Source organism: Streptomyces orinoci (assembly GCF_003121295.1).
GTDB classification, from domain to species: domain Bacteria; phylum Actinomycetota; class Actinomycetes; order Streptomycetales; family Streptomycetaceae; genus Streptomyces; species Streptomyces orinoci.
Window position 1 is genome coordinate 1,461,820 of the sequence record NZ_PHNC01000029.1, and the last position, 26,163, is coordinate 1,487,982.

At 70.2% G+C, this 26,163-nt stretch carries 22 protein-coding genes; 2 read left to right on the top strand and 20 right to left on the bottom strand.

The window, feature by feature from the left end; all coding sequences use genetic code 11:
• Positions 1 to 58: 58 nt before the first annotated feature.
• From CV755_RS21515 to CV755_RS21540, 6 genes are all read right to left on the bottom strand, one after another.
• Positions 59 to 928 carry an ABC transporter permease gene (locus CV755_RS21515; RefSeq protein ID WP_109281802.1) on the bottom strand — a complete coding sequence of 290 codons (870 nt, stop codon included), beginning with the start codon at positions 926 to 928 and terminating at the stop codon, positions 59 to 61.
• Positions 915 to 1,856, bottom strand: coding sequence for an ABC transporter ATP-binding protein (locus CV755_RS21520; RefSeq protein ID WP_193553442.1), 942 nt, complete (start codon positions 1,854 to 1,856; stop codon positions 915 to 917). The genes CV755_RS21515 and CV755_RS21520 overlap by 14 nt, the downstream gene beginning before the upstream one ends.
• A gap of 4 nt (positions 1,857 to 1,860) precedes the next feature.
• Positions 1,861 to 2,994 (bottom strand): LolA family protein, encoded by a 1,134-nt coding sequence (locus CV755_RS21525; RefSeq protein ID WP_109282023.1) that lies wholly within the window; start codon positions 2,992 to 2,994, stop codon positions 1,861 to 1,863.
• Positions 2,995 to 3,234: 240 nt separating this feature from the next.
• On the bottom strand, positions 3,235 to 4,245 hold the full coding sequence (locus tag CV755_RS21530) for a polyprenyl synthetase family protein (RefSeq protein ID WP_109281804.1): 1,011 nt from the start codon (positions 4,243 to 4,245) through the stop codon (positions 3,235 to 3,237).
• Positions 4,246 to 4,518: 273 nt separating this feature from the next.
• Positions 4,519 to 5,721: an FAD-dependent oxidoreductase gene (locus tag CV755_RS21535; RefSeq protein WP_109281805.1), complete on the bottom strand. Its 1,203-nt coding sequence runs from the start codon at positions 5,719 to 5,721 to the stop codon at positions 4,519 to 4,521.
• Positions 5,722 to 5,815: 94 nt separating this feature from the next.
• Positions 5,816 to 6,949: a carboxylate--amine ligase gene (locus CV755_RS21540; RefSeq protein WP_241561322.1), complete on the bottom strand. Its 1,134-nt coding sequence runs from the start codon at positions 6,947 to 6,949 to the stop codon at positions 5,816 to 5,818.
• Between the two features lie 369 nt (positions 6,950 to 7,318).
• Between CV755_RS21540 and fahA the strand changes: the two genes are divergently transcribed.
• The gene (gene fahA, locus CV755_RS21545; protein WP_109281806.1) at positions 7,319 to 8,485 is read left to right on the top strand and encodes a fumarylacetoacetase; all 1,167 of its coding nucleotides are present in this window, start codon (positions 7,319 to 7,321) and stop codon (positions 8,483 to 8,485) included.
• A gap of 75 nt (positions 8,486 to 8,560) precedes the next feature.
• On the opposite strand, the gene nuoN is transcribed toward fahA, so the two are convergent.
• The 14 genes from nuoN to CV755_RS21615 are packed head-to-tail and all read right to left on the bottom strand — an operon-like array spanning position 8,561 to position 24,458.
• Entirely contained in the window at positions 8,561 to 10,180 is a 1,620-nt protein-coding gene (gene nuoN / locus CV755_RS21550) for an NADH-quinone oxidoreductase subunit NuoN (RefSeq protein ID WP_109281807.1), read from the bottom strand.
• A gap of 29 nt (positions 10,181 to 10,209) precedes the next feature.
• A complete protein-coding gene (locus CV755_RS21555) occupies positions 10,210 to 11,823 on the bottom strand; it encodes an NADH-quinone oxidoreductase subunit M (RefSeq protein ID WP_109281808.1) in 1,614 nt (537 codons plus the stop codon).
• A gap of 3 nt (positions 11,824 to 11,826) precedes the next feature.
• Positions 11,827 to 13,758, bottom strand: coding sequence for an NADH-quinone oxidoreductase subunit L (gene nuoL, locus CV755_RS21560; protein ID WP_109281809.1), 1,932 nt, complete (start codon positions 13,756 to 13,758; stop codon positions 11,827 to 11,829).
• A gap of 12 nt (positions 13,759 to 13,770) precedes the next feature.
• Positions 13,771 to 14,070, bottom strand: a complete 300-nt coding sequence (gene nuoK / locus CV755_RS21565) for an NADH-quinone oxidoreductase subunit NuoK (protein ID WP_109281810.1) — start codon at positions 14,068 to 14,070, stop codon at positions 13,771 to 13,773.
• Positions 14,067 to 14,888, bottom strand: coding sequence for an NADH-quinone oxidoreductase subunit J (locus tag CV755_RS21570; protein ID WP_109281811.1), 822 nt, complete (start codon positions 14,886 to 14,888; stop codon positions 14,067 to 14,069). Before CV755_RS21570 ends, nuoK begins: the two co-directional genes overlap by 4 nt.
• Positions 14,885 to 15,472 (bottom strand): NADH-quinone oxidoreductase subunit NuoI, encoded by a 588-nt coding sequence (gene nuoI, locus CV755_RS21575; RefSeq protein ID WP_241561323.1) that lies wholly within the window; start codon positions 15,470 to 15,472, stop codon positions 14,885 to 14,887. Before nuoI ends, CV755_RS21570 begins: the two co-directional genes overlap by 4 nt.
• A complete protein-coding gene (gene nuoH, locus CV755_RS21580; RefSeq protein ID WP_109281813.1) occupies positions 15,462 to 16,811 on the bottom strand; it encodes an NADH-quinone oxidoreductase subunit NuoH in 1,350 nt (449 codons plus the stop codon). Before nuoH ends, nuoI begins: the two co-directional genes overlap by 11 nt.
• Positions 16,811 to 19,288, bottom strand: a complete 2,478-nt coding sequence (locus CV755_RS21585) for an NADH-quinone oxidoreductase subunit G (RefSeq protein ID WP_109281814.1) — start codon at positions 19,286 to 19,288, stop codon at positions 16,811 to 16,813. The genes nuoH and CV755_RS21585 overlap by 1 nt, the downstream gene beginning before the upstream one ends.
• Positions 19,285 to 20,643, bottom strand: a complete 1,359-nt coding sequence (gene nuoF / locus CV755_RS21590; protein ID WP_109281815.1) for an NADH-quinone oxidoreductase subunit NuoF — start codon at positions 20,641 to 20,643, stop codon at positions 19,285 to 19,287. Before nuoF ends, CV755_RS21585 begins: the two co-directional genes overlap by 4 nt.
• Positions 20,640 to 21,449 carry an NADH-quinone oxidoreductase subunit NuoE gene (gene nuoE / locus CV755_RS21595; RefSeq protein ID WP_109282025.1) on the bottom strand — a complete coding sequence of 270 codons (810 nt, stop codon included), beginning with the start codon at positions 21,447 to 21,449 and terminating at the stop codon, positions 20,640 to 20,642. Before nuoE ends, nuoF begins: the two co-directional genes overlap by 4 nt.
• 17 nt (positions 21,450 to 21,466) lie before the next feature.
• On the bottom strand, positions 21,467 to 22,789 hold the full coding sequence (locus tag CV755_RS21600) for an NADH-quinone oxidoreductase subunit D (protein WP_109281816.1): 1,323 nt from the start codon (positions 22,787 to 22,789) through the stop codon (positions 21,467 to 21,469).
• A complete protein-coding gene (locus tag CV755_RS21605) occupies positions 22,789 to 23,532 on the bottom strand; it encodes an NADH-quinone oxidoreductase subunit C (RefSeq protein ID WP_109281817.1) in 744 nt (247 codons plus the stop codon). Before CV755_RS21605 ends, CV755_RS21600 begins: the two co-directional genes overlap by 1 nt.
• The gene (locus CV755_RS21610; RefSeq protein ID WP_109281818.1) at positions 23,529 to 24,083 is read right to left on the bottom strand and encodes a NuoB/complex I 20 kDa subunit family protein; all 555 of its coding nucleotides are present in this window, start codon (positions 24,081 to 24,083) and stop codon (positions 23,529 to 23,531) included. The genes CV755_RS21605 and CV755_RS21610 overlap by 4 nt, the downstream gene beginning before the upstream one ends.
• A 15-nt stretch (positions 24,084 to 24,098) precedes the next feature.
• Entirely contained in the window at positions 24,099 to 24,458 is a 360-nt protein-coding gene (locus tag CV755_RS21615) for an NADH-quinone oxidoreductase subunit A (RefSeq protein ID WP_109281819.1), read from the bottom strand.
• Positions 24,459 to 25,191: 733 nt separating this feature from the next.
• Between CV755_RS21615 and CV755_RS21620 the strand changes: the two genes are divergently transcribed.
• Positions 25,192 to 26,016 carry a C40 family peptidase gene (locus tag CV755_RS21620; RefSeq protein WP_109281820.1) on the top strand — a complete coding sequence of 275 codons (825 nt, stop codon included), beginning with the start codon at positions 25,192 to 25,194 and terminating at the stop codon, positions 26,014 to 26,016.
• Positions 26,017 to 26,163 lie beyond the last annotated feature (147 nt).

Genomic DNA, 26,163 nt, shown 5'->3' on the forward strand with positions numbered 1-26,163 from the left:
ACTTCCTGTCCCGGCTGACCACGCCAGCCAAGCTGTTCGCGGCGAACGCGCAAACCGCCTACGCCAGCACGTCCTTGGACGTGAAGCGAGCCCACGCCGCGGAACCGAAAACCCCCGCGTACAAGCCCTGAAGCCCCAAGTTCCGCCAGATCTGGTCCGGGTACACCGGATCGCGGAGCAGATCAGCGAACCCCATCCAGTAGTGCGGGAACAAATACGGCTGAATCGCATGGAGTTGAGGGAACTGGTCCAGGATCTGGACCGTGATCACCACACCGACCGTCGTGGCCATGGCCGCAATCCCACTGCCCGTGAGGGTGGAGACAAACAGCCCCAGCGAGGCGATCCCCACCAGCGACAGCGCCACCACCCCGGCGATCAGCAACCCCCGCAGCAGCCCCTCCCCGAAGGACACCGTGGTGCCGCTGATCAGCGTCACCTCGCCCAGCGGGAACAGCAGAACCCCCACCACCAGAGCCGACACCGCCACCACCAGCGTGGCGGCCAGGCAGAACACCATGGTCGCGGTGAACTTCGCGAGCAGCAGCCTGCTCCGCCCGGCCGGGGCCACCAGCAGATAGCGCAGGGTGCCACTGTTCGCCTCACCGGCCACCGAGTCCCCGGCCACCACCCCCACCGCCATCGGCAGAAAGAACGGCAGCGTCGCCGCCAGCGCGGCGAAGACCAGGAACAGGCCGTTGTTGGTGACCTGGCTGAGGAAGGCCGGGCCCTGGCCGTCACCCCGGGGGCCCACCGACCCGCCGTCGCGGGTCTCGATCCGCACCGCCACCCCGATCAGCACCGGCACCGCCGCCAGCACTCCCAGCAGCACCAGGGTGCGCCACCGGCGGAACACGGTGACCACCTCATTGCCGAACAGCGGCAGCAGCCAACGGCCCCGGCCCGGCAGCGCCTCAGCCCGCGACATCGAATCCCTCTCCGGTCAGCGCCACAAAAGCGTCCTCCAGCGAGACCCGCTCGGCGCCGAAGGCCCGTACCCGCACCCCGGCGCGCACCAGCGCCGCATTGAGCTCCGCCAGATCGCCGGTGCCCGGCAGTTCCCCGGTGACCCGCTCGCCCCGCACCGTCAGATCGTTCACTCCATGCTCCTTGAGCACCCGCACCGCCTCCGCGGTGTCCGGGGTGCCCACCGCCAGCCGGCCCGTCACCGAGGCGGCCAGCTCGCGGACCGTCCCCTGGGTCAGCAGCCGCCCCTGGGCCATCACTGCCACATGGGTACACACCTGCTCGATCTCGTCCAGCAGATGGGAGGAGAGGAAGACCGTGGTGCCATCCTCTGCCAACTCCCTTACCAGGGCCCGGATTTCCCGCATGCCCTGTGGGTCCAGCCCATTGGTGGGCTCGTCCAGCACCAGCAGCTCGCGCGGGCGCAGCAGCGCGGCCGCCAGGCCGAGCCGCTGCTTCATGCCCAGCGAGTAGGCACGGGCCTTCTTGCCCGCGGCCGCGGTCAGGCCCACCCGCTCCAGGGCGGCGCCGATCCGCGCGGCACGGGTGCGCGGATCGGCGGTGGGGTCGGCGGCGTCGAAGCGCACCAGGTTGTCGTGGCCGCTGAGGAAGCCATAGAGCGCGGGCCCCTCGATCAGCGCGCCCACCCGGGGCAGCACCCGCCCGACGGCGCGCGGCATGGGCTCGCCCAGCACCCGGGCCACCCCGGAGGTGGGCTCGATCAGGCCCATCAGCATCCGGATGGTGGTGGTCTTGCCGGACCCATTGGGCCCGAGGAAGCCGAACACACTGCCCCTGGGCACCACCAGGTCCAGCCCGTCAACGGCGAGCTGACCGCCGCGATAGCGCTTGGTCAGCCCCGCCGTCTCGATCACCGCCGTGGCGTCCACCCGGTTACTTGCCGGAGTCCGCGGCCTTGACCAGGGCGTCCTTGTCCACCGCACCGGCGTAGACGCGGCCGTCCTCGGTCAGCAGCACATTGACCAGCCGGGTGCTGAGGATCCGTCCGGAGCCGAAGGAGCCATTGACCTTGCTGCCGAAGCTGTTCAGCAGCGCATTGGCCCGGGAGCTGTCCTTGCCGGACTGGGGGCGGATGCCCTTGTCGGGGCCCTTGAGCTCCACCACCGAGGTCCAGCCCTTGCCGATCACCTTGGAGTCGCCGCCCCGCGGGGTGGCGGTGCCATGGTGCTGCTGTCCGGCCTTGCCCTCCGTCACCTTGGTGCCCTTGGGCGGGGTGAAGTCGAAGGAGGAGGCGCTGGGCCTGCTGAAGGAGATCTTGGTGAAGACGGCGTCCACGGCCGCCTTGCCGCCGCCCTTGGGGGTGACGGTGAAGCGCAGCGGCACACCGTTCTTGGCGTCCACCGCGATGCGCACCGCGTCCACGGTGGTGCCGCTCTGCTTGGGCTTGATGGTCAGCCGGTAGGCGTTCCGCCCGGCCACCTTGGCGGTGCCGTCCACCGTCACCGAGGTGGTGTCGTCCACCGCGGCCAGCGCCTTCTTGGCCAGCTCCTGGGGGGTGGCGGTGGCCGGGGTGTGCCCCGGGTCCTGGTGGCGGGCCTGGGTGGAGTGGTACGCGGTGTTGCTGCCGCTGTCGTACGCCCAGACCTGGTCACCGTTGTGGATCAGGCTGTACTCGGCGGCCGGCTCCACGATGGAGACCCGCTGCCTGTCCGGCCCGTCGGCGGCCAGCCGCAGCGTATGGGTGCCGGAGACCAGCTCGGTGAGCTTGGCGTCCGGCGCGGCGGAGGCGCCGCCATGGGCGCCCTTGCCGGCCGCGCCGAAGGACATCCCGGCGGGCAGCGAGGGCAGTCCCAGATCGGAGGTGACCCGCACCGAACCGGACATCCGCTGCACATCGGAGCCGGCCACCTTGGCTATCAGATCCTGTGCGCTGATCTTCGGCAGATCGGGGTCACCCGAGGTGGCGATGGCCGTTCCGATGCCGATGGTCGCCGCGGCGACGCCCGCCACCGCGACCGGTACCGCGTAACGGACCGTCCTGCGGCCCGGGTGGATCCGTGCTGACATCTGCTTACCTCCGTCGTCGGCGGCGGTCGTGGTGTGCTGCACGCGTCTGGCACCAAGGCTCATTGTGGCCCCAACCGCACGGTGCCGGCGCGGGAGTTCCGGAGGTTCTCCCCCGGGGAAGTCAGCACCCATTCCACCAACGCGCCCGGCCGCCGTCATCAGCCGTGGGGATCAACTCGGCGTACCTCTCGGGTAGGACACCGGCTGCCCCCGGTCCGCCGAGCGGCGGCCGACGGGCCGTCAGCCGGCCCGGTGCACCACCGCGTCGCACAGCGCCACCAGGGCGTCCTTGGCGGTGCAGGCGGGCAGCGGGGCCAGGGTGCCGCGTGCCTCCTCGGCGTAGCGGATGGTGTCCCGGCGGGCCTGCTCCAGGGCCGGGTGGACGCGCAGTCTGCGCAGCACCTCGGCGTGCAGGGCGTCGTCGCTGAGGTCGCCGTCCAGCATCCGGCACAGCTCCAGGTCCTCGGGGGCGCCGGTGGCGGCGGCCCGGGCGCGCAGATGGAGCACGGGCAGGGTGGCGATGCCCTCGCGCAGGTCGGTGCCCGGGGTCTTGCCGGACTCATGGGAGTCGCTGGCGATGTCCAGGACGTCGTCGGCCAGCTGGAAGGCCATGCCCAGCCGCTCGCCGTAGTGGGTGAGGATCTCCACCGTCCGCTCGTCGGCGCCGGACATCATCGCCCCGTAGCGGCCGGAGACGGCCACCAGGGAGCCGGTCTTGCCGGCCAGTACGTCCAGATAGTGCTCGATGGGGTCGCGGCCGTCCCGGGGACCGGCGGTCTCCAGGATCTGGCCGGTGACCAGGCGCTCGAAGGCCTCGGCCTGGATGCGGACCGCCTCCGGGCCCAGGTCGGCCAGGATCCGCGAGGCGCGGGAGAACAGGAAGTCGCCGGTGAGCACCGCCACCGAGTTGCCCCAGCGGGCGTTGGCGCTGTCCACACCGCGGCGCACCTCGGCCTCGTCCATCACATCGTCGTGGTAGAGCGTGGCCAGATGGGTCAGCTCCACCACCACCGCCGAGGGCACCACGCCGGGGGCGTAGGGGTCGCCGAACTGGGCGGCCAGCATCACCAGCAGCGGGCGGAAGCGCTTGCCGCCGGCCCTGACCAGGTGCTGGGCGGCCTCGGTGATAAACGGCACATCGCTCTTGCAGGCGGCCAGCAGGCCCTCCTCGACAGCGGCCAGACCAGCCTGGACATCGGCCTCAAGAGCCTGGTCCCGCACGCTCAGCCCGAAGGGCTCGACGACGGTCACGAGGGGTACTCCTGTCTGCCTACGGACACGGGGATTGTCGATGTGTCGCTGTCTTCACCGAAAGTCAGCGTATCCGGTCGGCTGTCGATCACCGCCGGGTCCCCTACCGTAGGTCCGCCCCCGCCCGGGCAGGCCGTGCCCGCGGCGCGGTTTTCGCCCGCCCGCCCGCTCGTTGCCCGAGTCCTGGTCGAGACTGCCAGGACGCCGGTGACGGGCGGGCGGGTGGGCGTAATACGCCCCCGGAGGGGCGTGCCCTGCGGCGTAGCCGCCCGGCTAAATCCGCGCGACCTCCCGCGCCAGGCGCGGCGACGCGTACTCCGTCCCGCATACGAACCGCATCACCGGACCGTAACTGGCCGCCGCCGGCAGCCCGGTGAAGAACAGCCCCGGCACCGAGGAGCGGTAGCCGGCCCCCAGCCGGGGTCCGCCCGCGCTCACCGCCAGCCGCGTCCGAAGACCGCCGCCCAGGAACTCCAAAGCGGCCAAATCCACCCGGTAGCCGGTGGCCGCGATCACATGGTCGGCGGCCAGCTCGCTCTCCCAGCCGCGCTCGTCCACCAGCGACAGCACCGGCCGCCCGTCCTCCACCCGGGCCCGGGCCAGCCGCTTGCCCTCGGTCACCCGCACCCGGCCGATGAACCGCTCCCGCAGCCACCAGGCGCCCAGCGGTCCCAGCACCCGCCGCACCAGGTACTCCCGGGTCTGCGCGGGCAGATGCCGGAAGCCGTCCGCGTAGTACGAGAAGGCGTAGAGCGACCAGGCCCGCCCGAAGGGGGTGTCCGGCTTCAGCGGCGACTGCCCGTCCGGCGCCGCCCCGAAGCGCACCGCGCCGCGCCGCCGGGCCACCACCCGTACCGAGGCGGCCCCGGACTCGGCCAGCAGCACCGCGCTCTCCAGCGCCGACTGCCCGGCGCCGACCACCACCACGTCCTTCCCGGCGAAGCCGGACAGGTCCCGGTGGTGCGAGCTGTGCGAGATGGGGCCGGTGGCGGACGGGCCGTCCGGCACCGCCGCCGCCAGCTCGGCGGGCACCCGGGCGAAGCCGGTCAGGCCGGTGGCCACCACCACCGCCCGGGCGGCGAACTGGTCACCGGAGTCCAGCTTGAGCTCAAAGCCGCCACCGCGCTCCCGGCGCTCCACCGACACCACCCGCACCCGCTCCAGGTCCGGCACCAGCCGCCGCTGGAACCACTCGCCATAGCGGGTGAAGGTCTCCACCGGGATGGCGTCCCAGTCGGACTCATAGCGCCGCTCGCCCACCTCCTGGCAGAAGTCGAACAGGGTGTGGCCGGGCTGGGGGGCGTCGATGCTGGAAGCGGACGGGGTGGATTTCAGCAGCATCCCGGCCGGCATGTGCTCGCGCCAGGCCACCATCGGCTCACCGAAGACGCGCACCGGAATGGAGCGCGCCCGCAGATGGGCGGCGGTGGACAGGCCGTAGGGGCCTGCCCCGATGACTGCTACCGGAAGTGTCACGTCTCTCCTCCAGGGCGTTGCTCGGCCTTGCGGCCCCAAAAGCGGCCGGAAAAGCGGCCGGAAACCGGATCCGGAGCGGCGCCTTTCGGCCTTGTCAGCCATGCGCCGCGGGCGCCGCGGCACTGCGCCGCGCACGCCACAACTGCCACAGATGTCTTGCGCCCGGCCCGGCCAGCCGGGCCAGCATGGTGAGGAAGGGCTTGATGTCGTCCCGGGCCAGCCAGGCCAGCTCGGTGCCGCTGGCCCGCTCGGGAGCGTGCGGGGTGGTGTAGCCGCTGCGCCGGTAGGCGGCCAGCGCCGGCAGGTCGATGTTCTCCACCACAAAGCGGCGGCCCGCCAGTTGCTCCCCCTCGGGCACCCGGCGGCCGGTGAGGTCCAGGTGCTGGGCCCGGACCACATCGATGCCCGCCTCGTTCTCGAACAGCCGGAACTGGGCGCCCATCCGGGGGTTGAAGTCCAGCAGCTTGTAGCGGCCGTCCCGGCGGTCGAACCGCCAGTCCAGGTCGATGATCCCGCAGAAGCCGATCTGCTTGATGAACTGCGCGGCCAGGGCGGCCAGTTCGGGGTTGTCCACCACATAGGCGTGGGCGGTCATCCCGGCGTGCGGCGGCCAGGAGCGCACCTTGACGCCGGTGAACAGGGACAGCGGGGTGCTGTCCCGGTCGAAGTAGGCGTGCACGATCCAGTCCTCGGCGTGCTCGCGCGGCAGATACTCCTGGAGGATCACGGGGGGCGCCGGTCCCCATTCCCGGGCCAGCCACAGCAGTTCACGGGCGCTGCCGATGCGGGTGGTGCCATGCACCGCGGGGCGCCGCCGCCGCTCGAAGGCCTCCCGGTTCTTGGCCACCACCGGAAAGGCCGCGGTACGGGCGTACTCCTCGATCTCGGCGTAGCAGGCGGGGTGCAGGGTGGCCGGGGTGGGCACCCCATGCTCCGTACACAGCTCGTACAGCCCCTGTTTGCTGGCCAGCCGGCGCGGCAACTCCCGTTCCACCGGCGAGAAGAGGAAGGCGGGCGCCAGCTCGGCGGAGTGCTCGGCGATCAGCACCGCCGCCTCCTCGTCGGTGGGCAGCAGCACCGCCCGGCGGCCGATCCGCTCACCGATCCGCAGCAGGCCGGCCACCAGCTCGGCCGGGTCCTCGGTGCCGGTGGTCGGCCAGACGAAGCGGCCGGTCAGATAGCGGGAGAGCGCGGCCGGAGTCCAGCGGTCCTCGGTGATCGCATACATCGGGACCCCGAGTCTGCCGAGGCTGCGTATGGCGCCGACACCGCCGTGGTGCAGAGGATAGTCACCGAATTTCACGATGAGCCCCGGAACGGATCGGTCCGCCTCGGGCGCGCTCCTGCTCGCCACCAGCACCCCCCATGGCCACCCAGCCTCAGCGGCCCCCCACTGTGTGTGACCCGACTTAGGACGCTACTTCGGAATCATCGCCTCCAGCAAGGAGTTACCGGACATTGCCCTACCTTTTCCCACCTCCGGGGCAGGCCCCGAACATCTCTTGCCCGCCCGCCGACAGCACGTAGTGTTTGGCGCAAGTGGAACCCGTCCACGGCCGCCAGGAGCACCCCAGGAGAAGGCGAGGCAGAAACCCCCATGCCCGAGCACATCCCCAGCGAGCTGCCCGAAGGCGACCCCTTCGGCGCGGACACCCTTCCGTATGGCGTCTTCACCACCCCCGACGCCCCGGACCACCCCCGCATCGGCGTCCGTTACGGCGCCCATGTGCTGGACGCGGCGGCAGCCGCCGCGGAGCATGGCTCGGCCTACGCCGACCTGCTGGACCAGCCGGTGCTCAACCCGCTGCTGGCCGCGGGCCGTCCGGTCTGGCAGGCGGTACGCGCCGAGGTCCGCACCTGGCTGGACGGGCCGCACTTCCATCCGCTGTCCGAGGTGACCCTGCATCTGCCCTTCGAGGTCGCCGACTATGTGGACTTCTACGCCAGCGAGCACCACGCCACCAATGTGGGGCGCATCTTCCGGCCGAACGCGGAGGCGCTGACCCCCAACTGGAAGCATCTGCCCATCGGTTACCACGGGCGGGCCGGCACGGTGGTGGTCTCCGGGACGGATGTGGTGCGCCCGCTGGGCCAGCGCAAGGCGCCGGCCGACGAGCGCCCCTCCTTCGGGCCCTGCGCCAAGCTGGACATCGAGGCCGAGGTGGGCTTTGTGGTGGGCACCCCCGCCCCCGCCAACACCCCGGTGCCGCTGGGGGACTTCAGGGAGCATGTCTTCGGCGTCTGCCTGGTCAACGACTGGTCGGCGCGGGACATCCAGCAGTGGGAGTACGTCCCCCTGGGTCCGTTCCTGGGCAAGTCCTTCGCGACCTCGGTGTCCGCCTGGATCACCCCGCTGGACGCCTTTGACACGGCCCGTACGGCGCCGCCGGAGCGGACCCACCCACTGCTGCCCTACCTGGACGACTCGGCCGCCGAGCCGGGCGGGATCGACATCCGGCTGGAGGTCAGCATCAATGGCGAGGTGATCACCCGCCCGCCGTTCGCCTCCATGTACTGGACGGCGGCCCAGCAGCTGGCCCATATGACCATCAACGGCGCCTCGTTGCGCACCGGGGACTTCTACGCCTCCGGCACGGTGAGCGGTCCCGGGGAGGACCAGGTGGGCTGTCTGCTGGAACTCACCAAGGGCAAGGGGCCCTACCTGGCGGATGGTGACGAGGTCGTCATCACGGGCTGGGCGCCGGGGCCGAACGGCTCGCGCATCGGCCTGGGCGAGGTCACCGGCCGAATCATCGCCGGGTAGATCGCCGGGTAAGGGGCGGGTGGGCGGGCGGAACAACGCCCCGCAGGGGCGTGCCCACCCACCCACCGTCAGGCGTCAGCGAACGAACACCCCGGCCTGCCCGGCCAGGTTGAGGAAGTACTGGGGGGCGACACCCAGCACAACGGTGACAACAACCCCCACTCCAATGGCCGTTGAGGTCAGCAGACTCGGCACCGCCACCGAAGGCCCGCCCTCCTCCGGCGCATTGAAGAACATCAGCACAATCACCCGGATATAGAAGAACGCAGCGATCGCCGAGGACACCACACCCACGATCACCAACGGCACCGCACCCCCCTGCGCCGCCGCCTTGAACACCGCGAACTTCCCGGCGAAGCCACTGGTCAGCGGAATGCCCGCAAAGGCCAGCAGGAATACCGCGAACACCGCCGCCACCAGCGGCGAACGGCGCCCAAGACCGGCCCACTTGGACAGCTGGGTGGCCTCCCCGCCCGCGTCCCGCACCAGCGTCACCACCGCGAACGCCCCCAGCGTCACAAAGGAGTACGCGGCCAGATAGAACATCACCGAGGAGATGCCCTCCGGCCGGGTGGCCACCACCCCGGTGAGGATGAAACCGGCGTGCGCCACCGAGGAGTAGGCCAGCAGCCGCTTGACATCGGTCTGGGTCACCGCGACCACCGCGCCGAAGAGCATGGTGACAATGGCCACGCCCCACATCACCGGCCGCCAGTCCCACCGCATTCCGGGCAGCACCACATAGAGCAGCCGCAACAGCGCGCCAAAGGCGGCCACCTTGGTGGCGGCGGCCATAAAGCCGGTGACCGGGGTGGGCGCGCCCTGGTAGACGTCCGGGGTCCACATATGGAACGGCACCGCACCCACCTTGAACAGCAGCCCCATCAGCACCATGGCGCCGCCGATCAGCAGCAGCGCATCATTGCCCATGGTCTGGGCCAGCACCGGATCGACCGTCCGTACCGTCCCATTGACCACATCGGCGATGCCGGAGTACGTCACCGTGCCCGCATAGCCATAGAGCAGGGCGATGCCGAACAGCAGAATGGCCGAGGCGAAGGCGCCCAGCAGGAAGTACTTCACCGCCGCCTCCTGGGACAGCAGCCGCTGCCGCCGGGCCAGGGCGCACAGCACATACAGCGGCAGCGAGAAGACCTCCAGCGCCACAAACAGGGTCAGCAGATCGTTGGCCGCCGGGAAGACCAGCATTCCGGCCACCGCGAACAGCATCAGCGGAAAGACCTCGGTGGTGGTCCAGCCCGCCTTCACCGCGGCCCGCTCCGCCTCGCCGCCGGGCACCGCGGCCGGCTGGGCGGCGAAGGAGTCCACCGGGCGGCCATGCGCGGCAGGGTCCAGCCGCCGCTCGCCGAAGGTGAACGCTGCCACCAGGGCCACCAGCAGCACCGTGCCCTGGAGGAACAGCGCCGGGCCGTCCACCGCCACCGCGCCCATCGCCGCCGGGTGCGCCTTGTCGGTGGCATAGCCGCCGGCCGCCAGGGCCACCACCGCCGCGAAGGCGGCCGCCAGCCCCACCAGGGCCACCATCAGCTGCGCCGGGTGCCGCAGCCGACGCGGCAGAAAGGCGTCCACCAGGATGCCCAGCACCGCCGCGCCCAGCACAATCAGCACCGGTGACAGCTGGCCGTACTCGATATGGGGGGCCGGAATCCTCTTCGGGGCGTCGGCCGCCGTCATCCACAGGCTGTGGACAGTTGCCGCGCTGCTCACTTGGCGACCTCCGCATCGGTCAGGGGGACATCGGGCCGGGGATCGGTCCGGGAGACCTGGGACATGGTGTGCTCCACCGCCGGGTTGACGATCCTGGTCAGCGGCTTGGGGTAGACGCCCAGGAAGAGCAGCAGGGCGATCAGCGGTGCCACCACGGCCAGTTCGCGCACCCGCAGGTCCGGCATGGCGCGTACCGGCTCCTTCAGCGGGCCGGTCATGGTGCGCTGGTAGAGCACCAGCACATAGAGCGCGGCCAGCACAATGCCCAGGGTGGCGATGCCCCCGGCCACCGGATAGCGGCTGAAGGTGCCCACCAGCACCAGGAATTCGGAGACAAAGGGCGCCAGACCGGGCAGTGAGAGGGTGGCCAGACCGGCCACCAGGAAGGTGCCCGCCAGCACCGGCGCCACCTTCTGCACCCCGCCGTAGTCGGCGATCAGCCGGGAGCCGCGCCGGGAGATCAGGAAGCCTGCGATCAGCATCAACGCGGCCGTGGAAATACCGTGGTTGACCATATAGAGGGTGGCGCCGCTCTGGCCCTGGGTGGTCATGGCGAAGACGCCCAGGATGATGAAGCCGAAGTGGGAGATCGAGGCATAGGCGATCAGCCGCTTGATGTCCCGCTGGGCGACCGCCAGCAGGGCACCGTAGAGGATGCTCACCAGCGCCAGCACCACGATCACCGGAGTGGCCCACTTGGACGCGGCCGGGAAGAGCTGAAGGCAGAACCGCAGCATGGCGAAGGTGCCCACCTTGTCCACCACCGCGGTGATCAGCACCGCCACCGGGGCGGTGGACTCGCCCATGGCGCCCGGCAGCCAGGTGTGCAGCGGCCAGAGCGGCGCCTTGACCGCGAAGGCGAAGAAGAAGCCCAGGAACAGGGCACGTTCGGTGGTGGTGGCCAGTTGCAGCCGCCCGGCGGCCCGGGCCTGGACGATCTCGGTCAGCGAGAAGGTGCCATGGCCCAGCTGGCCGGCGGTCACCGCGTACAGCCCGATCACCGCGGCCAGCATGATCAGACCGCCGGCCAGGTTGTAGAGCAGGAACTTCACCGCCGCGTGCGAGCGCCGGTCGGCCGCCTCCTGCTCCGGCCGCTGCCCGGCCCGGTCCCCGAAGCCGCCGATGAGGAAGTACATCGGGACCAGCATGGCCTCGAAGAACAGATAGAACAGAAAGACATCGGTGGCCTCGAAGGCCATCACCACCATGGCTTCCACCAGCAGGATCAGCGCGAAGAAGCCCTGGGTGGGCCGCCAGCGCCGGTTGGGCTCGGCGCCCTCCAGCACATCCGCGTCATGCCAGCCGGCCAGGATGACAAAGGGCACCAGCACCGCGGTCAGCCCGATCAGGGCCACCGCGATGCCGTCCACGCCCAGTTGGTAGCGGACCCCGAAGTCGGCGATCCAGGCGTGGGATTCGGTCAGCTGGAAGGCCCGGCCGGAGCCGGGGTCGAAGCGGACCAGCTGGGCCGCCGCCAGGCCCAGGGTGGCCAGGGCGAAGGCCAGGGCCAGCCACTTGGCGGCACTTCGCCGGGCGGCGGGCATCGCGGCGGTGGCGACCGCGCCCACCGCCGGAATGGCCGCCGTGGCCGTAAGCAACGGGAAGGACATCGGTCACACCGCCCTCATCAGCAGGGTCGCGGCGATCAGCACCGCCGCGCCGCCGAACATCGACACCGCGTACGACCGGGCATAGCCGTTCTGCAGCCGTCGCAGCAGGCCGGAGAGGCCGCCCACCGAGACGGCGGTGCCATGCACCAGCCCGTCCACCAGCTTGTGGTCGATCTCCACCAGGCCGCGGGTCAGCTGTCCGCCGCCGCGCACCAGCACCACATGGTTGAAGTCGTCCTGGCCCAGGTCGCGGCGGGCCAGCCGGGTGAGCACCGAGCCACGCGGCGGGACCACCGGCACCGGGGCCCGTCCGTACTGCGCCCAGGCCAGCGCCACACCCAGCACCAGCACCGCCAGGGTGGCCCCGGTCACCGCGGCCGCGCTCACCGGGGAGTGGCCCTCGCTGTGCCCGGTCACCGGCTCAAGCCATTTGACGAAGGCGTCATTGACGCTGAACAGGCCGCCCGCGAGGACCGACCCCAGGGCCAGCACCACCATGGGGATGGTCATCACCTTGGGAGACTCATGCGGGTGTGGCAACTCCCCCGTGTGCGCGGCCGGTTCGGCGCTGGGCTCCTGCGGGGACGGGGGCTTGCGCCAGCGCTCCTCGCCGAAGAAGGTCAGCAGCATCACCCGGGTCATGTAGTACGCGGTGATGGCCGCGCCCAGCAGTGCTGCGCCGCCCAGGATCCAGCCCTCGGTGCCGCCCTTGGCGAAGGCCGCCTCGATGATCTTGTCCTTGGAGAAGAACCCGGACAGCCCCGGGAAGCCGATGATGGCCAGATAGCCCAGCCCGAAGGTGATGAAGGTGACCGGCATGTACTTGCGCAGACCGCCGTAACGGCGCATGTCCACCTCGTCGTTCATGCCGTGCATCACCGACCCGGCACCGAGGAAGAGACCGGCCTTGAAGAAGCCATGGGTCACCAGGTGCATGATCCCGAAGACATAGCCGATGGGGCCCAGCCCGGCGGCCAGCACCATATAGCCGATCTGGGACATGGTGGACCCGGCCAGCGCCTTTTTGATGTCGTCCTTGGCGCAACCGACGATGGCACCGAAGAGCAGGGTGACCGCGCCCACCGTGACCACCGCCAGCTGGGCGTCCGGCGCCCCTTCGAAGAGCGGCCCGGAGCGGGTGATCAGATACACCCCGGCGGTGACCATGGTGGCGGCGTGGATCAGGGCGGAGACCGGGGTGGGGCCCTCCATGGCGTCCCCGAGCCAGCTCTGCAGCGGCACCTGGGCCGACTTGCCGCAGGCCGCCAGCAACAGCAGCAGCGCGATCGCGGTCAGCCTGCCCTCGCCGGTACGGTCCGCGCCGGCCAGCACCGGCTGGAAAGCGAAGGTGCCGAAGGTGGTGAACAGCAGCATGATGGCGATCGACAGCCCCATGTCACCGACCCGGTTGACCAGGAACGCCTTCTTGGCGGCGGTGGCCGCGCTGGGCTTGTGCTGCCAGAAGCCGATCAGCAGATACGAGGCCAGGCCCACCCCTTCCCAACCGGCGTAGAGCAGCAGGTAGTTGTTGGCGGTGACCAGCAGCAGCATGGCGGCCAGAAAGAGATTGAGATAGCCGAAGAACCGCCGCGGGCGCGCGTCATGCGCCATATAGCCGATCGAGTAGAGGTGGATCAGCGATCCCACTCCGGTGATCAGCAGGACAAAGGTCATCGACAACTGGTCCAGCTGGAAGCCGATATCGGCGCGGAAGCCGCCGACCGGCACCCACTGGAAGACCGTCACCCGCAGGGTGCGGTCGTCCGCCGAGCGGCCCAGCAGACCGGCGAAGAGCACCACGCCGATGACAAAGGACGCCGCCGCCAGCAGGGTGCCCAGCCAGGGCCCGATCCGGTCCAGCCGCCGCCCGCCGCACAGCAGCACCGCCGCGCCCAACAGCGGTACCAGGACCAGCAGTCCAATGAGGTTCTCCACGTCAGCGTCCCCTTACAGCTTCAGCAGACTGGCGTCATCGACCGAGGCCGAGCGGCGGGCGCGGAAGACCGAGACGATGATCGCCAGGCCGATCACGACCTCGGCGGCGGCCACCATCATGGTGAAGAAGGCGAAGATCTGGCCGTCCAGATTGCCGTGCATCCGGGAGAAGGTGACAAACGCCAGATTGCAGGCGTTGAGCATCAGCTCCACACACATAAAGACGACGATCGCGTTCCGCCGGATCAGCACCCCCACGCCACCGATGGTGAACAACAGGGCGGAGAGATAGAGGTAGTTGACGGGGTTCACCGGCCGGCTCCCTTCTGCCGCTCGCCATTGCCGCGCGCCAGATATTTACGCGACCCCTGCTCCAGCGCCGCCAGATCCTCCAGCGCCTTCTCCGAGACATCCCGGACCTGGCCCCGGGCCCGCAGGGTGGGGCTCACACTGAGCTCGGCGGGGGTGCCGTCGGGCAGCAGGGCCGGCACATCCACCGCGTTGTGCCGGGCATAGGTGCCGGGGGCGGGCAGCGGGGTGATGTGCTCCCCCTTGCGCACCCGCTCCTCGGAAAGCCGGCGCTGGGTGGGGGCCGGTTCGGTGCGCTCCCGGTGGGTGAGCACCATGGCGCCCACCGCCGCGGTGATCAGCAGCGCACCGGTGATCTCGAAGGCGAAGACATAGCGGGTGAAGATCAGGGCCGCCAGACCCTCCACATTCCCACCGGAGTTGGCCTGGCCCAGACCGTTGAAGTGGTGCAGTGCGGCATTGCCGATCCCGGCGAACAGCAGGACGGCGAAGCCCAGTCCGCACAGCCCGGCCAGCAGGCGCTGGCCCCGGATGGTCTCCCGCAGCGAGTCGGCGGCCGTCACGCCCACCAGCATCACCACAAACAGGAAGAGCATCATCACCGCGCCGGTGTAGACCACGATCTGTGCGATGCCCAGGAAATAGGCCCCGTTGGCCAGGTAGAACACCGCCAGCACGATCATGGTCCCGGCCAGCGAGAGGGCGCTGTGCACGGCCCGCCGCATCAGCACCGTGGCCAGCGCGCCACCGGTGGCCACCACCGCCAGGACCCAGAACTGGACCGCCTCACCGGTGGAGGTCAGCGAGGAAGCGGTGCTCATGCCTCCACCCCTTCCCCGGCGGGCCGTTCACCCTTGCTGACGGCCACCTGGCGGACCGTGCCGGGCGCCGCCTCGGTCACCAGCCCCCGGTAGTAGTCCTGTTCGGTCATTCCGGGATAGATGGCGTGCGGGGCGTCCACCATGCCCTCCTCCAGGCCCGCCAGCAGCTCCTCCTTGGTGTAGATCAGCGACTCCCGGCTGCGGTCGGCCAGTTCGTACTCATTGGTCATGGTCAGCGCGCGGGTCGGGCACGCCTCCACACACAGGCCGCACAGGATGCAGCGCAGATAGTTGATCTGGTAGACCCGGCCGTACCGCTCGCCCGGCGAGTAGCGCTCCTCGGGGGTGTTGTCCGCGCCCTCCACATAGATGGCGTCCGCCGGGCAGGCCCAGGCACACAGCTCGCAGCCGATGCACTTCTCCAGGCCGTCCGGATGCCGGTTGAGCTGGTGGCGGCCGTGGAAGCGCGGCGCGGTGGGCTTCTTGTACTCCGGATACTGCTCGGTGAGGCGCTTTTTGAAGATGTCCTTGAAGGTCACGCCGAACCCGGCCACCGGGTTCAGGCGGGAGTGCTCAGCGGGCACCGCCACCCTCCTTTCCGTCACGCACAGTATCGAGGCCACCACTGACAATGAGCTCGCCCTGGCCGCGGGGCCGCCTGCGCGGCACCGGCGGCAGGCTCTGGCCGGGCAGCGGGGGCACCGGATAGCCACCCGCCATGGGATCGAATCCGTTCTCCGGCCCCGGCTCGGCACGCTTACGGTCGGCCCGGCCGCTGAAGGCGTCGGCCAGCAGCGACAGCAGCAGGATCGCCAGCACCGCGCCGCCGATATAGAGCAGGATCTGCCGGAAGTCATAGTTCTCGTTGCGCAGCGCCCGCACCGTGGCCACCAGCATCAGCCAGGCCATGGACACCGGGATCAGGACCTTCCAGCCCAGCTTCATAAACTGGTCGTAGCGCAGCCGGGGCAGGGTGGCGCGCAGCCAGATGAAGAAGAACAGCAGCAGCGCCATCTTGATGACGAACCAGGCCAGCGGCCACCAGCCGTGGTTGGCCCCGGCCCAGAACGCCGAGATGGGATAGGGCGCCCGCCAGCCGCCGAGGAACAACGTCACCGCCACCGAGGAGACGGTGACCATGTTGACGTACTCGGCCAGCATGAACATCGCGAACTTGATGGAGGAGTACTCGGTGTTGAAGCCGCCCACCAGGTCACCCTCGGACTCCGGCAGGTCGAACGGCGCCCGGTTGGTCTCGCCGACCATCGACACGATGTAGATGATGAAGGAGACCGGCAGCAGCACGATGTACCAACGGCCCTGCTGCGCCTGGACGATGGCCGAGGTGGACATCGACCCGGAGTAGAGGAAGACCGCGGCGAAGGACACCCCCATGGCGATCTCATAGGAGATCATCTGGGCGCAGGAGCGCAGCCCGCCCAGCAGCGGATAGGTCGAGCCGGAGGACCAGCCGCCCAGCACGATCCCATAGATGCCCACCGAGGCGGTGGCCAGGATGTAGAGCACCCCGATCGGCAGATCGGTGAGCTGCATGGTGGTGCGGTGGCCGAAGATGGAGATCTCGTCGTCCGCCGGGCCGAAGGGAATCACCGCGATGGCCATAAAGGCCGGGATGGCCGCGACCACCGGCGCCAGCACATAGACCAGCTTGTCGGCCCGTTTGACGACGATGTCCTCCTTGAGCATCAACTTCACACCGTCGGCCAGGGATTGCAGCATTCCCCAGGGGCCATGCCGGTTGGGGCCGATGCGCAGCTGCATCCAGCCGATGATCTTGCGCTCGAAGACAATGGAGACCAGGACGGTCACCATCACAAAGGCGAAGCAGAAGACGGCCTTGAGGGCCACCAGCCACCAGGGGTCCCTGCCGAACATCGACAGGTCTTCCATCGACAGGGTCATCAACGCACCTCCGGTGCCTGGGTGTCGGGGCCGATGCGCACCAGCTCCCCGGGGCGCGCCCCGGTGTCGGAGAACACGCCCCGGCCGGTGGAGTTCAGCGGCAGCCAGACCACCCGGTCCGGCATCGGGGTGATGGCCAGCGGCAGCCGGACGGTGCCGGACGGGCCGCGTACCGCCAGCAACTCGCCGTCCGCCACGCCCACTTCGGCGGCGGTGCCGGCCGACAGCCGGGCCGGGGCCGGGTGCCGGGTGGCGGCCAGCGCGTCATCGCCGTCCTGCAGGCGGCCCTGGTCCAGCAGCATCCGGTGCCCCGCCAGCACCGCCTCGCCCGCGGCGGGCGCGGGCACCGGGCGCGTGGCGGGCGCCACCGGGGCCGGGGCGTACGGTCCCGGCCAGCGGCCCAGCCGGGCCAGCTCCCGCCGTACCGCCGTCACATCGGGCAGCTCCAGGGCCACGTCCATGGCATCGGCCAGCCGGTCCAGCACCCGGCAGTCGGACATGATCAGCCGCCGCCGCATCTGGTCCGGCCGCAGCGCGGGCTCGAAGGGACGGATCCGGCCCTCCCAGTTGAGGAAGGTGCCCGCCTTCTCGGCCACCGCCGCGACCGGGAAGACCACATCGGCCCGCTCGGTCACCTCGCTGGGCCGCTGCTCCAGGCTGACCAGGAAGCCGACCGCGTCCAGCGCCTCCCGGGCCCGGTCCGGATCCGGCAGATCGGCCGGCTCCACCCCGCCCACCAGCAGGGCGCCCAGCTCCCCGGCGGCGGCCGCCTCGATGATCTGGCCGGTGTCCCGGCCGGGACTGCGCGGGAGTTCGGGCACTCCCCAGAGCCGGGCGGTCTCCTCGCGGGCCCGGGGGTCGGTGGCGGGCCGGCCGCCGGGCAGCAGTCCGGGCAGCGCCCCGGCCTCCACCGCGCCCCGCTCCCCGGCCCGGCGCGGGATCCACACCAGCGCCGCCCCGGTGGCGGTGGCGGTGGCCAGCGCGGCGGTCAGCGCCCCGGGCGCCGCCGCCAGCCGCTCCCCCACCACGATCACCGCGCCCGGGGCGCGCAGCGCGTCGGCGGCCGCCTGCCCCTCGGCGTCCAGGCCGGACCCGGCGGCCAGCGCCCGCAGCCACTCCGCCTCGGTGCCGGGAGCCGCGGGCAGCAGCACCCCGCCCGCCTTCGTCAGTCCCCGGGTGGCGAAGGGCGCCAGCGCAAAGGTGCGCTGCCCCCGCTTGCGCCACGCCTTGCGCAACCGCAGAAAGACCCCGGGCGCCTCCTCCTCGGCCTCGATCCCGGCCAGCAGCACCGCCGGAGCCTGCTCCAGGGCGGTGTACGTCAGCCCGGAGCCGTCCAAGTCGTGGCCGCGCCCGGCCACTTGGGCGGCCAGGAAGTCGGCCTCCTCCCCGCTGTGCACCCGGGCCCGGAAGTCGATGTCATGGGTGTCCAGCGCCAGCCGGGCGAACTTGGCGTAGGCGTAGGAGTCCTCCATGGTCAGCCGCCCGCCGGTGAGCACCCCGGTCCGGCCCCGGGCCGCCGCCAGCCCGCGCGCCGCCGCGTCCAGGGCGTCCGGCCAGCTGGCCGGCTCCAGCACCCCCTCGGCATTGCGCACCAGCGGCTCCTGGAGCCGCTCCGGCCGCTGCTGGTAGCGGAAGGCGAAGCGGCCCTTGTCGCACAGCCACTCCTCGTTGACCTCCGGGTCCTCGGCGGCCAGCCGCCGCATCACCTTGCCGCGCCGGTGGTCGGTACGGGTGGCGCAGCCGCCCGCGCAGTGCTCGCAGACGGTGGGCGAGGAGACCAGGTCGAAGGGCCGGGCCCGGAAGCGGTACGCGGCCGAGGTGAGCGCCCCCACCGGGCAGATCTGGATGGTGTTGCCGGAGAAGTACGAGCGGAAGGGCTCGCCCTCCCCGATGCCCACCTGCTCCAGCGCCCCCCGCTCCAGCAGCTCGATCATCGGGTCCCCGGCGATCTCCTGGGAGAAGCGGGTGCAGCGGGCACACAGCACACAGCGCTCCCGGTCCAGCAGCACCTGGGGGGAGATGGGCAGGGGCTTGGCATAGGTGCGTTTGCGGCCCTCGAAGCGGGAGTCGGCCTGCCCGGCGGTCATCGCCTGGTTCTGCAACGGGCATTCGCCGCCCTTGTCGCACACCGGGCAGTCCAGCGGGTGGTTGATCAGCAGCAGCTCCATCACCCCGCGCTGGGCCTTCTCGGCCACCGGCGAGGTGAGCTGGGTCTTGACCACCATGCCGTCGGTGCAGGTGATGGTGCAGGAGGCCATCGGCTTGCGCTGGCCCTCCACCTCCACGATGCACTGCCGGCAGGCGCCCACCGGGTCCAGCAGCGGATGGTCGCAGAACCGCGGGATCTCGATGCCCACCAGCTCCGCCGCCCGGATCACCAAGGTCCCCTTGGGCACCGACAGTTCAATGCCGTCGATGGTGACGGACACCAGGTCCTGCGCCGCCGGCGCGCCCTGCGGCTGCGTGGTGACGGTCATGCACGCACCTCCGGATGCGGGTTGGTCCGGTCCGCCCACACCGTGGACTTCGCCGGGTCGAAGGGGCAGCCCTTGCCCCTGATGTGCTCCTCGTACTCGGCGCGGAAGTACTTCAGCGAGGAGAAGATGGGGCTGGCGGCACCGTCGCCCAGGGCGCAGAACGACTTGCCGTTGATGTTGTCCGCGATGTCGTTGATCTTGTCCAGGTCGGCCATCCGGCCCTTGCCCGCCTCGATGTCGCGCAGCAACTGGACCAGCCAGTAGGTGCCTTCGCGGCAGGGGGTGCACTTGCCGCAGGACTCATGGGCGTAGAACTCCGTCCACCGGGTCACCGCCCGCACCACACAGGTGGTCTCGTCGAAGCACTGGAGCGCCTTGGTACCCAGCATGGAGCCGGCGGCGCCCACCCCCTCGTAGTCCAGGGGGACGTCCAGGTGCTCCTCGGTGAGGATGGGGGTCGAAGAGCCGCCGGGCGTCCAGAACTTGAGCCGGTGGCCCGGCCGCATGCCGCCGCTCATGCCCAGCAGCTGGCGCAGGGTGATGCCCAGCGGCGCCTCGTACTGGCCGGGCCCGGCCACATGCCCGCTGAGCGAATAGAGCGTGAATCCGGGGGACTTCTCGCTCCCCATGGAACGGAACCACTCCTTGCCCCGGCCCAGAATCGCGGGAACCGAGGCGATGGACTCCACGTTGTTCACCACAGTGGGGCAGGCGTAGAGCCCCGCCACCGCAGGGAAGGGGGGACGGAGCCGGGGCTGGCCGCGGCGGCCTTCCAGGGAGTCCAGCAGGGCGGTCTCCTCGCCGCAGATATAGGCGCCCGCCCCCGCGTGCACGGTGACATCGAGGTTGATGCCGCTGCCCAGAATGTCGCGGCCGAGATAGCCGGCCGCGTAGGCCTCCCGGACGGCCAGATGCAGCCGGCGCAGCACCGGGACGGTCTCGCCGCGCAGATAGATAAAGGCATGCTCGGAGCGGATCGCGTAGCAGGCGATCACCATGCCCTCGATCAGGGCGTGCGGATTGGCGAAGAGAAGGGGGATGTCCTTGCAGGTGCCCGGTTCGGACTCGTCCGCGTTGACCACCAGATAGTGCGGCTTGCCGTCGCCCTGCGGGATGAACTGCCATTTCATGCCGGTGGGGAAGCCGGCGCCGCCCCGGCCGCGCAGACCGGAGTCCTTGACATAGGCGATGACCTCATCGGGGGTCATGGCCAGGGCCTTGCGCAGCCCGGCATAGCCGTCATGGCGCAGATAGGTCTCCAGCGTCCAGGACCCGGGCTCGTCCCAGAACGCGCTGAGCACGGGAGCGAGCAGCTTCTCGGGGCTCGTCTCGCTGACTTCCGGTGCCATGGTCATCCCTCCCCCTCCTCGGTCACCGGTCCGCTGGGGTGGTCGGGGTCCGAGGCGGATGTCTGCTGGGGCGCGTCATGCGAACTGGGGTGCTCGGGCGGACGCTCGTCCTGTGGCGGCTCGGTACGCGGCGGGCCCACCCGGGCCGGTCCGCCCTCCCCCCTGGCCAGCCGCAGCCCGGCCAGTGAGGCCGGACCGGCGCCGCCGCTCGCCTCCACCGCGCCCGGCCGCTCATCGGGGAAACCGGCCAGGATGCGGGCGGTCTCCCGGTAGGTGCACAACGGCGCGCCCCGGGTGGGCCGTACGGTGCGCCCGGCGCGCAGCTCGTCCACCAGCTCTTTGGCGCTCTCCACGGTCTGGTTGTCGAAGAACTCCCAGTTGACCATCACCACCGGGGCGTAGTCGCAGGCCGCGTTGCACTCGATGTGCTCCAGGGTGACCTTGCCGTCGGCGGTGGTCTCCCCGTTGCCCACCCCCAGATGGCGGCGGAGCGCCTCGAAGATGGCGTCCCCGCCGAGCACCGCGCACAGGGTGTTGGTGCACACCCCGACCTGGTAGTCCCCGCCGGGCCGGCGCCGGTACATGGTGTAGAAGGTGGCGACCGCGGTCACCTCGGCGGTGGTCAGGCCGAGTTGTTCGGCGCAGAACCGGATGCCGGTGCGGGTGACATACCCCTCCTCGGACTGCACCAGGTGCAGCAGCGGCAGCAGCGCGCTACGGCTGTCCGGATAGCGCCCGATCACCTCCCGGGCGTCGGCCAGCAGCCGGGTCTTGACCTCGGCCGGGTAGTCCGGCGCGGGCAACTGCGGCATTCCCAGGCTGACTTCGGTCACCTGTCCACGCCTCCCATCACGGGATCGATAGAGGCCACCGCGACGATGACATCGGCCACCTGGCCGCCCTCGCACATCGCCGCCATGGACTGGAGGTTGCTGAAGGAGGGGTCGCGGAAGTGCACCCGGTACGGCCGGGTGCCGCCGTCGCTGACCACATGCACGCCCAGTTCGCCGCGGGGTGACTCAATGGCCGCGTACGCCTGGCCCGGTGGCACCCGGAAGCCCTCGGTGACCAGCTTGAAGTGGTGGATCAGGGCCTCCATCGAGGTGCCCATGATCTTCTTGATGTGGTCCAGGGAGTTGCCCAGGCCATCGGGGCCCAGGGCCAGTTGGGCGGGCCAGGCGATCTTTTTGTCGGCCACCATCACCGGCCCCGGCTGGAGCCGGTCCAGGCACTGCTCCACAATGCGCAGTGACTGCTTCATCTCCTCCAGCCGGATCAGAAAGCGGCCATAGGCGTCACAGGTGTCACCGGTGGGGACGTCGAACTCATAGTTCTCATAGCCGCAGTACGGCTGGGCCTTGCGCAGATCGTGCGGCAGCCCGGCGGCGCGCAGTATCGGGCCGGTGATGCCCAGCGCCATACAGCCGGTGAGGTCCAGATAACCGACGTCCTGCAGCCGGGCCTTGAAGGCCGGGTTGCCGGTGGCGAGCTTGTCGTACTCGGGCAGGTTGCGGCGCATCTTCTTGATGAACTCGCGCACCTGGTCCACCGCACCGGGCGGCAGGTCCTGGGCCAGCCCGCCGGGGCGGACATAGGCGTGGTTCATCCGCAGGCCGGTGACCAGTTCAAAGATGTCCAGCACCATCTCCCGGTCGCGGAAGCCGAAGATGGCGATGGTGGAGGCACCCAGCTCCATGCCGCCGGTGGCGATGTACACCAGGTGCGAGGAGATTCGGTTCAGCTCCATCAGCAGCACCCGGATCACGGTGGCCCGGTCGGGGATCTGCTCCTCGATGCCCAGCAGCCGCTCCACGCCCAGGCAGTAGGCCGTCTCATTGTGCAGGCCCATCAGATAGTCCATACGCGTGACGAAGGTGGTGGCCTGCGTCCAGTTGCGGTACTCCAGGTTCTTCTCGATCCCGGTGTGCAGATAGCCGATTCCGGCCCGGGCCTCGGAGACCGTCTCTCCGTCGATCTCCAGGATCAGCCGCAGCACCCCATGGGTGGAGGGGTGCTGGGGGCCCATATTGACCACGATGCGCTCGTCATCGGCCTGCCGGGCGGCCTCGGTGATCTCGTCCCAGTCGCCGCCGGTGACCGTATAGACGGGGCCCTCGGTGGTCTCGCGGGAGCTTGCTTCGGGAGTCGACATCAGCTGTATGACCTCCGCTGGTCCGGAGCGGGGATCTGGGCGCCCTTGTATTCCACGGGGATGCCGCCCAGGGGGTAGTCCTTGCGCTGTGGGAAGCCCTGCCAGTCGTCCGGCATCATGATGCGCGTCAGTGCCGGATGGCCGTCGAAGACCAGCCCGAAGAAGTCATAGGTCTCGCGCTCATGCCAGTCGTTGGCCGGATAGACCTCGACGATGGACGGCACATGGGGATCGCTGTCCGGGGCGCTGACCTCCAGCCGGATCAGCCGGTTATGGGTGATCGAGCGCAGGTGGTAGACGGCGTGCAGCTCGCGGCCCTTGTCCCCGGGGTAGTGGACGCCGCTGACGCCGGTGCACATCTCGAAGCGCAGCGCCGGGTCGTCGCGCAGCGTCCTGGCCACCCGGAGCAGATGCTCGCGGGCGATATGGAAGGTGAGCTCGCCCCGGTGGACCACCGTCTTCTCGATGGCGTTCTCCGGGACCAGGCCCTGTTCCTCCAGGGCGCCCTCCAGCTCGTCCGCCACCTCGTCGAAGTCTCCATATGCGGCTCCGCCGCGTGGACCGCCGTACGGCCGCGTACTGGCCCCCGGCAGCTGGACGGTCCGTACCAGACGCCCATAACCGCTGGTGTCACCGCCGTCCTTGGCCCCGAACATGCCCCGCCGGACGCCGATCACCTCGCCGGTGTCCTCGCGCTGGGCGGGCACCCGCTCCTCGGCGGGCCCGGCCGGCTCCTCGCTCATCGCAGCAGCCCCTTCTGTTCGATGAGGGGCAGGGCCTTCAGCGCCGCCTCCTCGGCCTGGCGCTCCGCCTCCCGGCGATGGGCGCCGAGCTTCTCGCCCTGGATCTTCTTGTGCAGCTTGAGAATGGAATCCATCAGCATCTCGGGGCGGGGCGGACAGCCGGGGAGGTAGATGTCCACCGGCACGATGTGGTCCACGCCCTGGACAATGGCGTAGTTGTTGAACATGCCTCCGCTGGAGGCGCAGACGCCCATGGAGATGACCCACTTGGGGTTGGGCATCTGGTCGTAGACCTGCCGCAGCACCGGCGCCATCTTCTGGCTGACCCGCCCGGCGACGATCATCAGGTCGGCCTGGCGCGGGGAGCCGCGGAAGACCTCCATCCCGAACCGGGCCAGGTCATAGCGCCCGGCGCCGGTGGTCATCATCTCGATGGCACAGCAGGCCAGTCCGAAGGTGGCCGGGAAGACCGATGCCTTGCGGACCCAGCCCGCCGCCTGCTCCACGGTGGTCAGCAGAAAGCCGCTGGGCAGTTTCTCCTCGAGTCCCATCCGCTGTCGCGCCCCCTAGTCCCATTCCAGGCCGCCGCGCCGCCATACATAGGCGTAGGCGACGAAGACGGTGAGCACGAAGAGCAGCATCTCGACGAGCCCGAAGAGCCCGAGGGCGTCAAAGGAGACGGCCCAGGGGTAGAGAAAGACGATCTCGATATCGAAGACGATGAAGAGCATCGCCGTCAGGTAGTACTTGATCGGGAAGCGGCCGCGCCCCGGGGCCTGTGGGGTCGGCTGGACACCGCACTCATAGGCCTCCAGCTTGGCGCGGTTGTACCTCTTGGGCCCGATGAGCGAGGCCATCACCACGGAGAAGATCGCGAAGCCCGCTCCCAGGGCTCCCAGTACGAGGATGGGCGCATAGGCGTTCACCGCTCCTCGCTCCTTCCAGTCGACGCTGACTGCTGCTGGCTGACCGGACCGGGCAGGCGGCACCACTTGGGGGACTTCGGCGTACGCGGCGCGAAATCACCGTGAAGATCCCCTCTATGTGAGGCAGTTCACAAGCCCGGGTCGAGGGGCATCCTATGCCCGGCGGTCTGTGATCTGCGACACGGCGTACGGCACCACGTTTGTGATCTCCACCACCTGACGAACGATCATCAAGTCGGATGAGTGGTGATCTCCGTACGGGGGGCGCCTGCTTGATCACCTGCGGTGATCCTTTACCGCATCGCGGCTGCTGAAACGGGGTGAGCCATTATCAAATTCTGCCCGGTGACGGCAACTTGGCAGGACTCGCCGTCAACTGATATAGGAACCCCACTCGCTGGAGCGAGGGCCGTCCTCACGAGGCGCTTGATCGTCCGCTCGCGCATCGGTTCACCAGCGGGCCGCAGCGTGAACTCCACCACGCGCGGGGCCGATTTCCGGCGGGTTCGAACAACTCGCCTCGACGGCCGAGACCGGAACGTGATATGCCCCGCCGCCGGTCCCGCCCAGCGCCCAAATGCCATGGATAACCGCATGATCACGATTCCTGGTGGAGGGGTTTGCGGGGCCGTTTCCGCTCTCCGCGGGGCGAATCAGGGCCCCATGACGGCGATTTGTGACCTACGCCACTCGTATTGAACTCAACCTGCGCCGCCTGGTAAGCCCTTGTCCCATGTCCCCCAACGCGCACATAACCAGCCACCGGAAGCCCCGGCGCCCGGCGACCCAGTCCTGGGTCGTTCGCACGGGTGTTGCCGGTGGCGTCCTCAGCACCCTGGCCGTCACCGCGGCCGCCCAGGCAGACGCGGCGGAGAAGCCGACCGAGGCCACGATGGAGATGCCGGCCTTCAACGCCGAGCTGGCCTCCTCCATCACCCAGAGCGCGGACGCGACCCAGCAGACCGCGGTGGACTACCAGGTACGCGCGCAGGTGGACCAGGCGGCCGACACCGCCAAGGCCGCGGCGAAGAAGGCCAAGCAGGAGGCCGACCGCAAGGCGGAGGCCGAGCGCAAGGCGGCCGCCGCCAAGGAGAAGCGGGACGCGGAGGCGCGGGCCTCCCGGGACGCGGGCCGGGCCTCGCTGTCCGCCCGGTCCGCCTCGGACTCCTCCGACTCCGCCACGCCGTCGAGCTCGCACGCCACCGGCAGTGCGGCCACCCTGATCTCCTTCCTGGAGGCCCAGCTCGGCAAGGCGTATGTGATGGGCTCCACCGGCCCGTCCTCCTATGACTGCTCCGGCCTGGTCCAGGCCGCCTACCAGCAGATCGGCATCAGCCTGCCGCGCGTCTCCCAGGACCAGTCCACGGCCGGCACCCAGGTGGGCCTGGACAACCTCCAGCCCGGCGACATCCTCTACTGGGGTTCGGCCGGCAGCGCGTACCACGTCGCGGTCTATGTGGGCGGCGGCAAGTTCATCGGTGCGCAGAACCCCAGCACGGGCATTGTCGAGCGGGATCTGAGCTACTCGCCCCCCACGGGCGCTGTTCGCGTCATGTGACGCGCGTTGATTCTGTGACTGTCGAGCCGTCGCCCCTCCGCTTGGGGCGGCGGCTCTTCGGTTTGCGGGGCGCCCCATAGGGGCTCGGGGAACTGCGCGAACAGCCACAGACGGCCCGCAGGGGGAAGACGACCGCGCCCCGGGGGC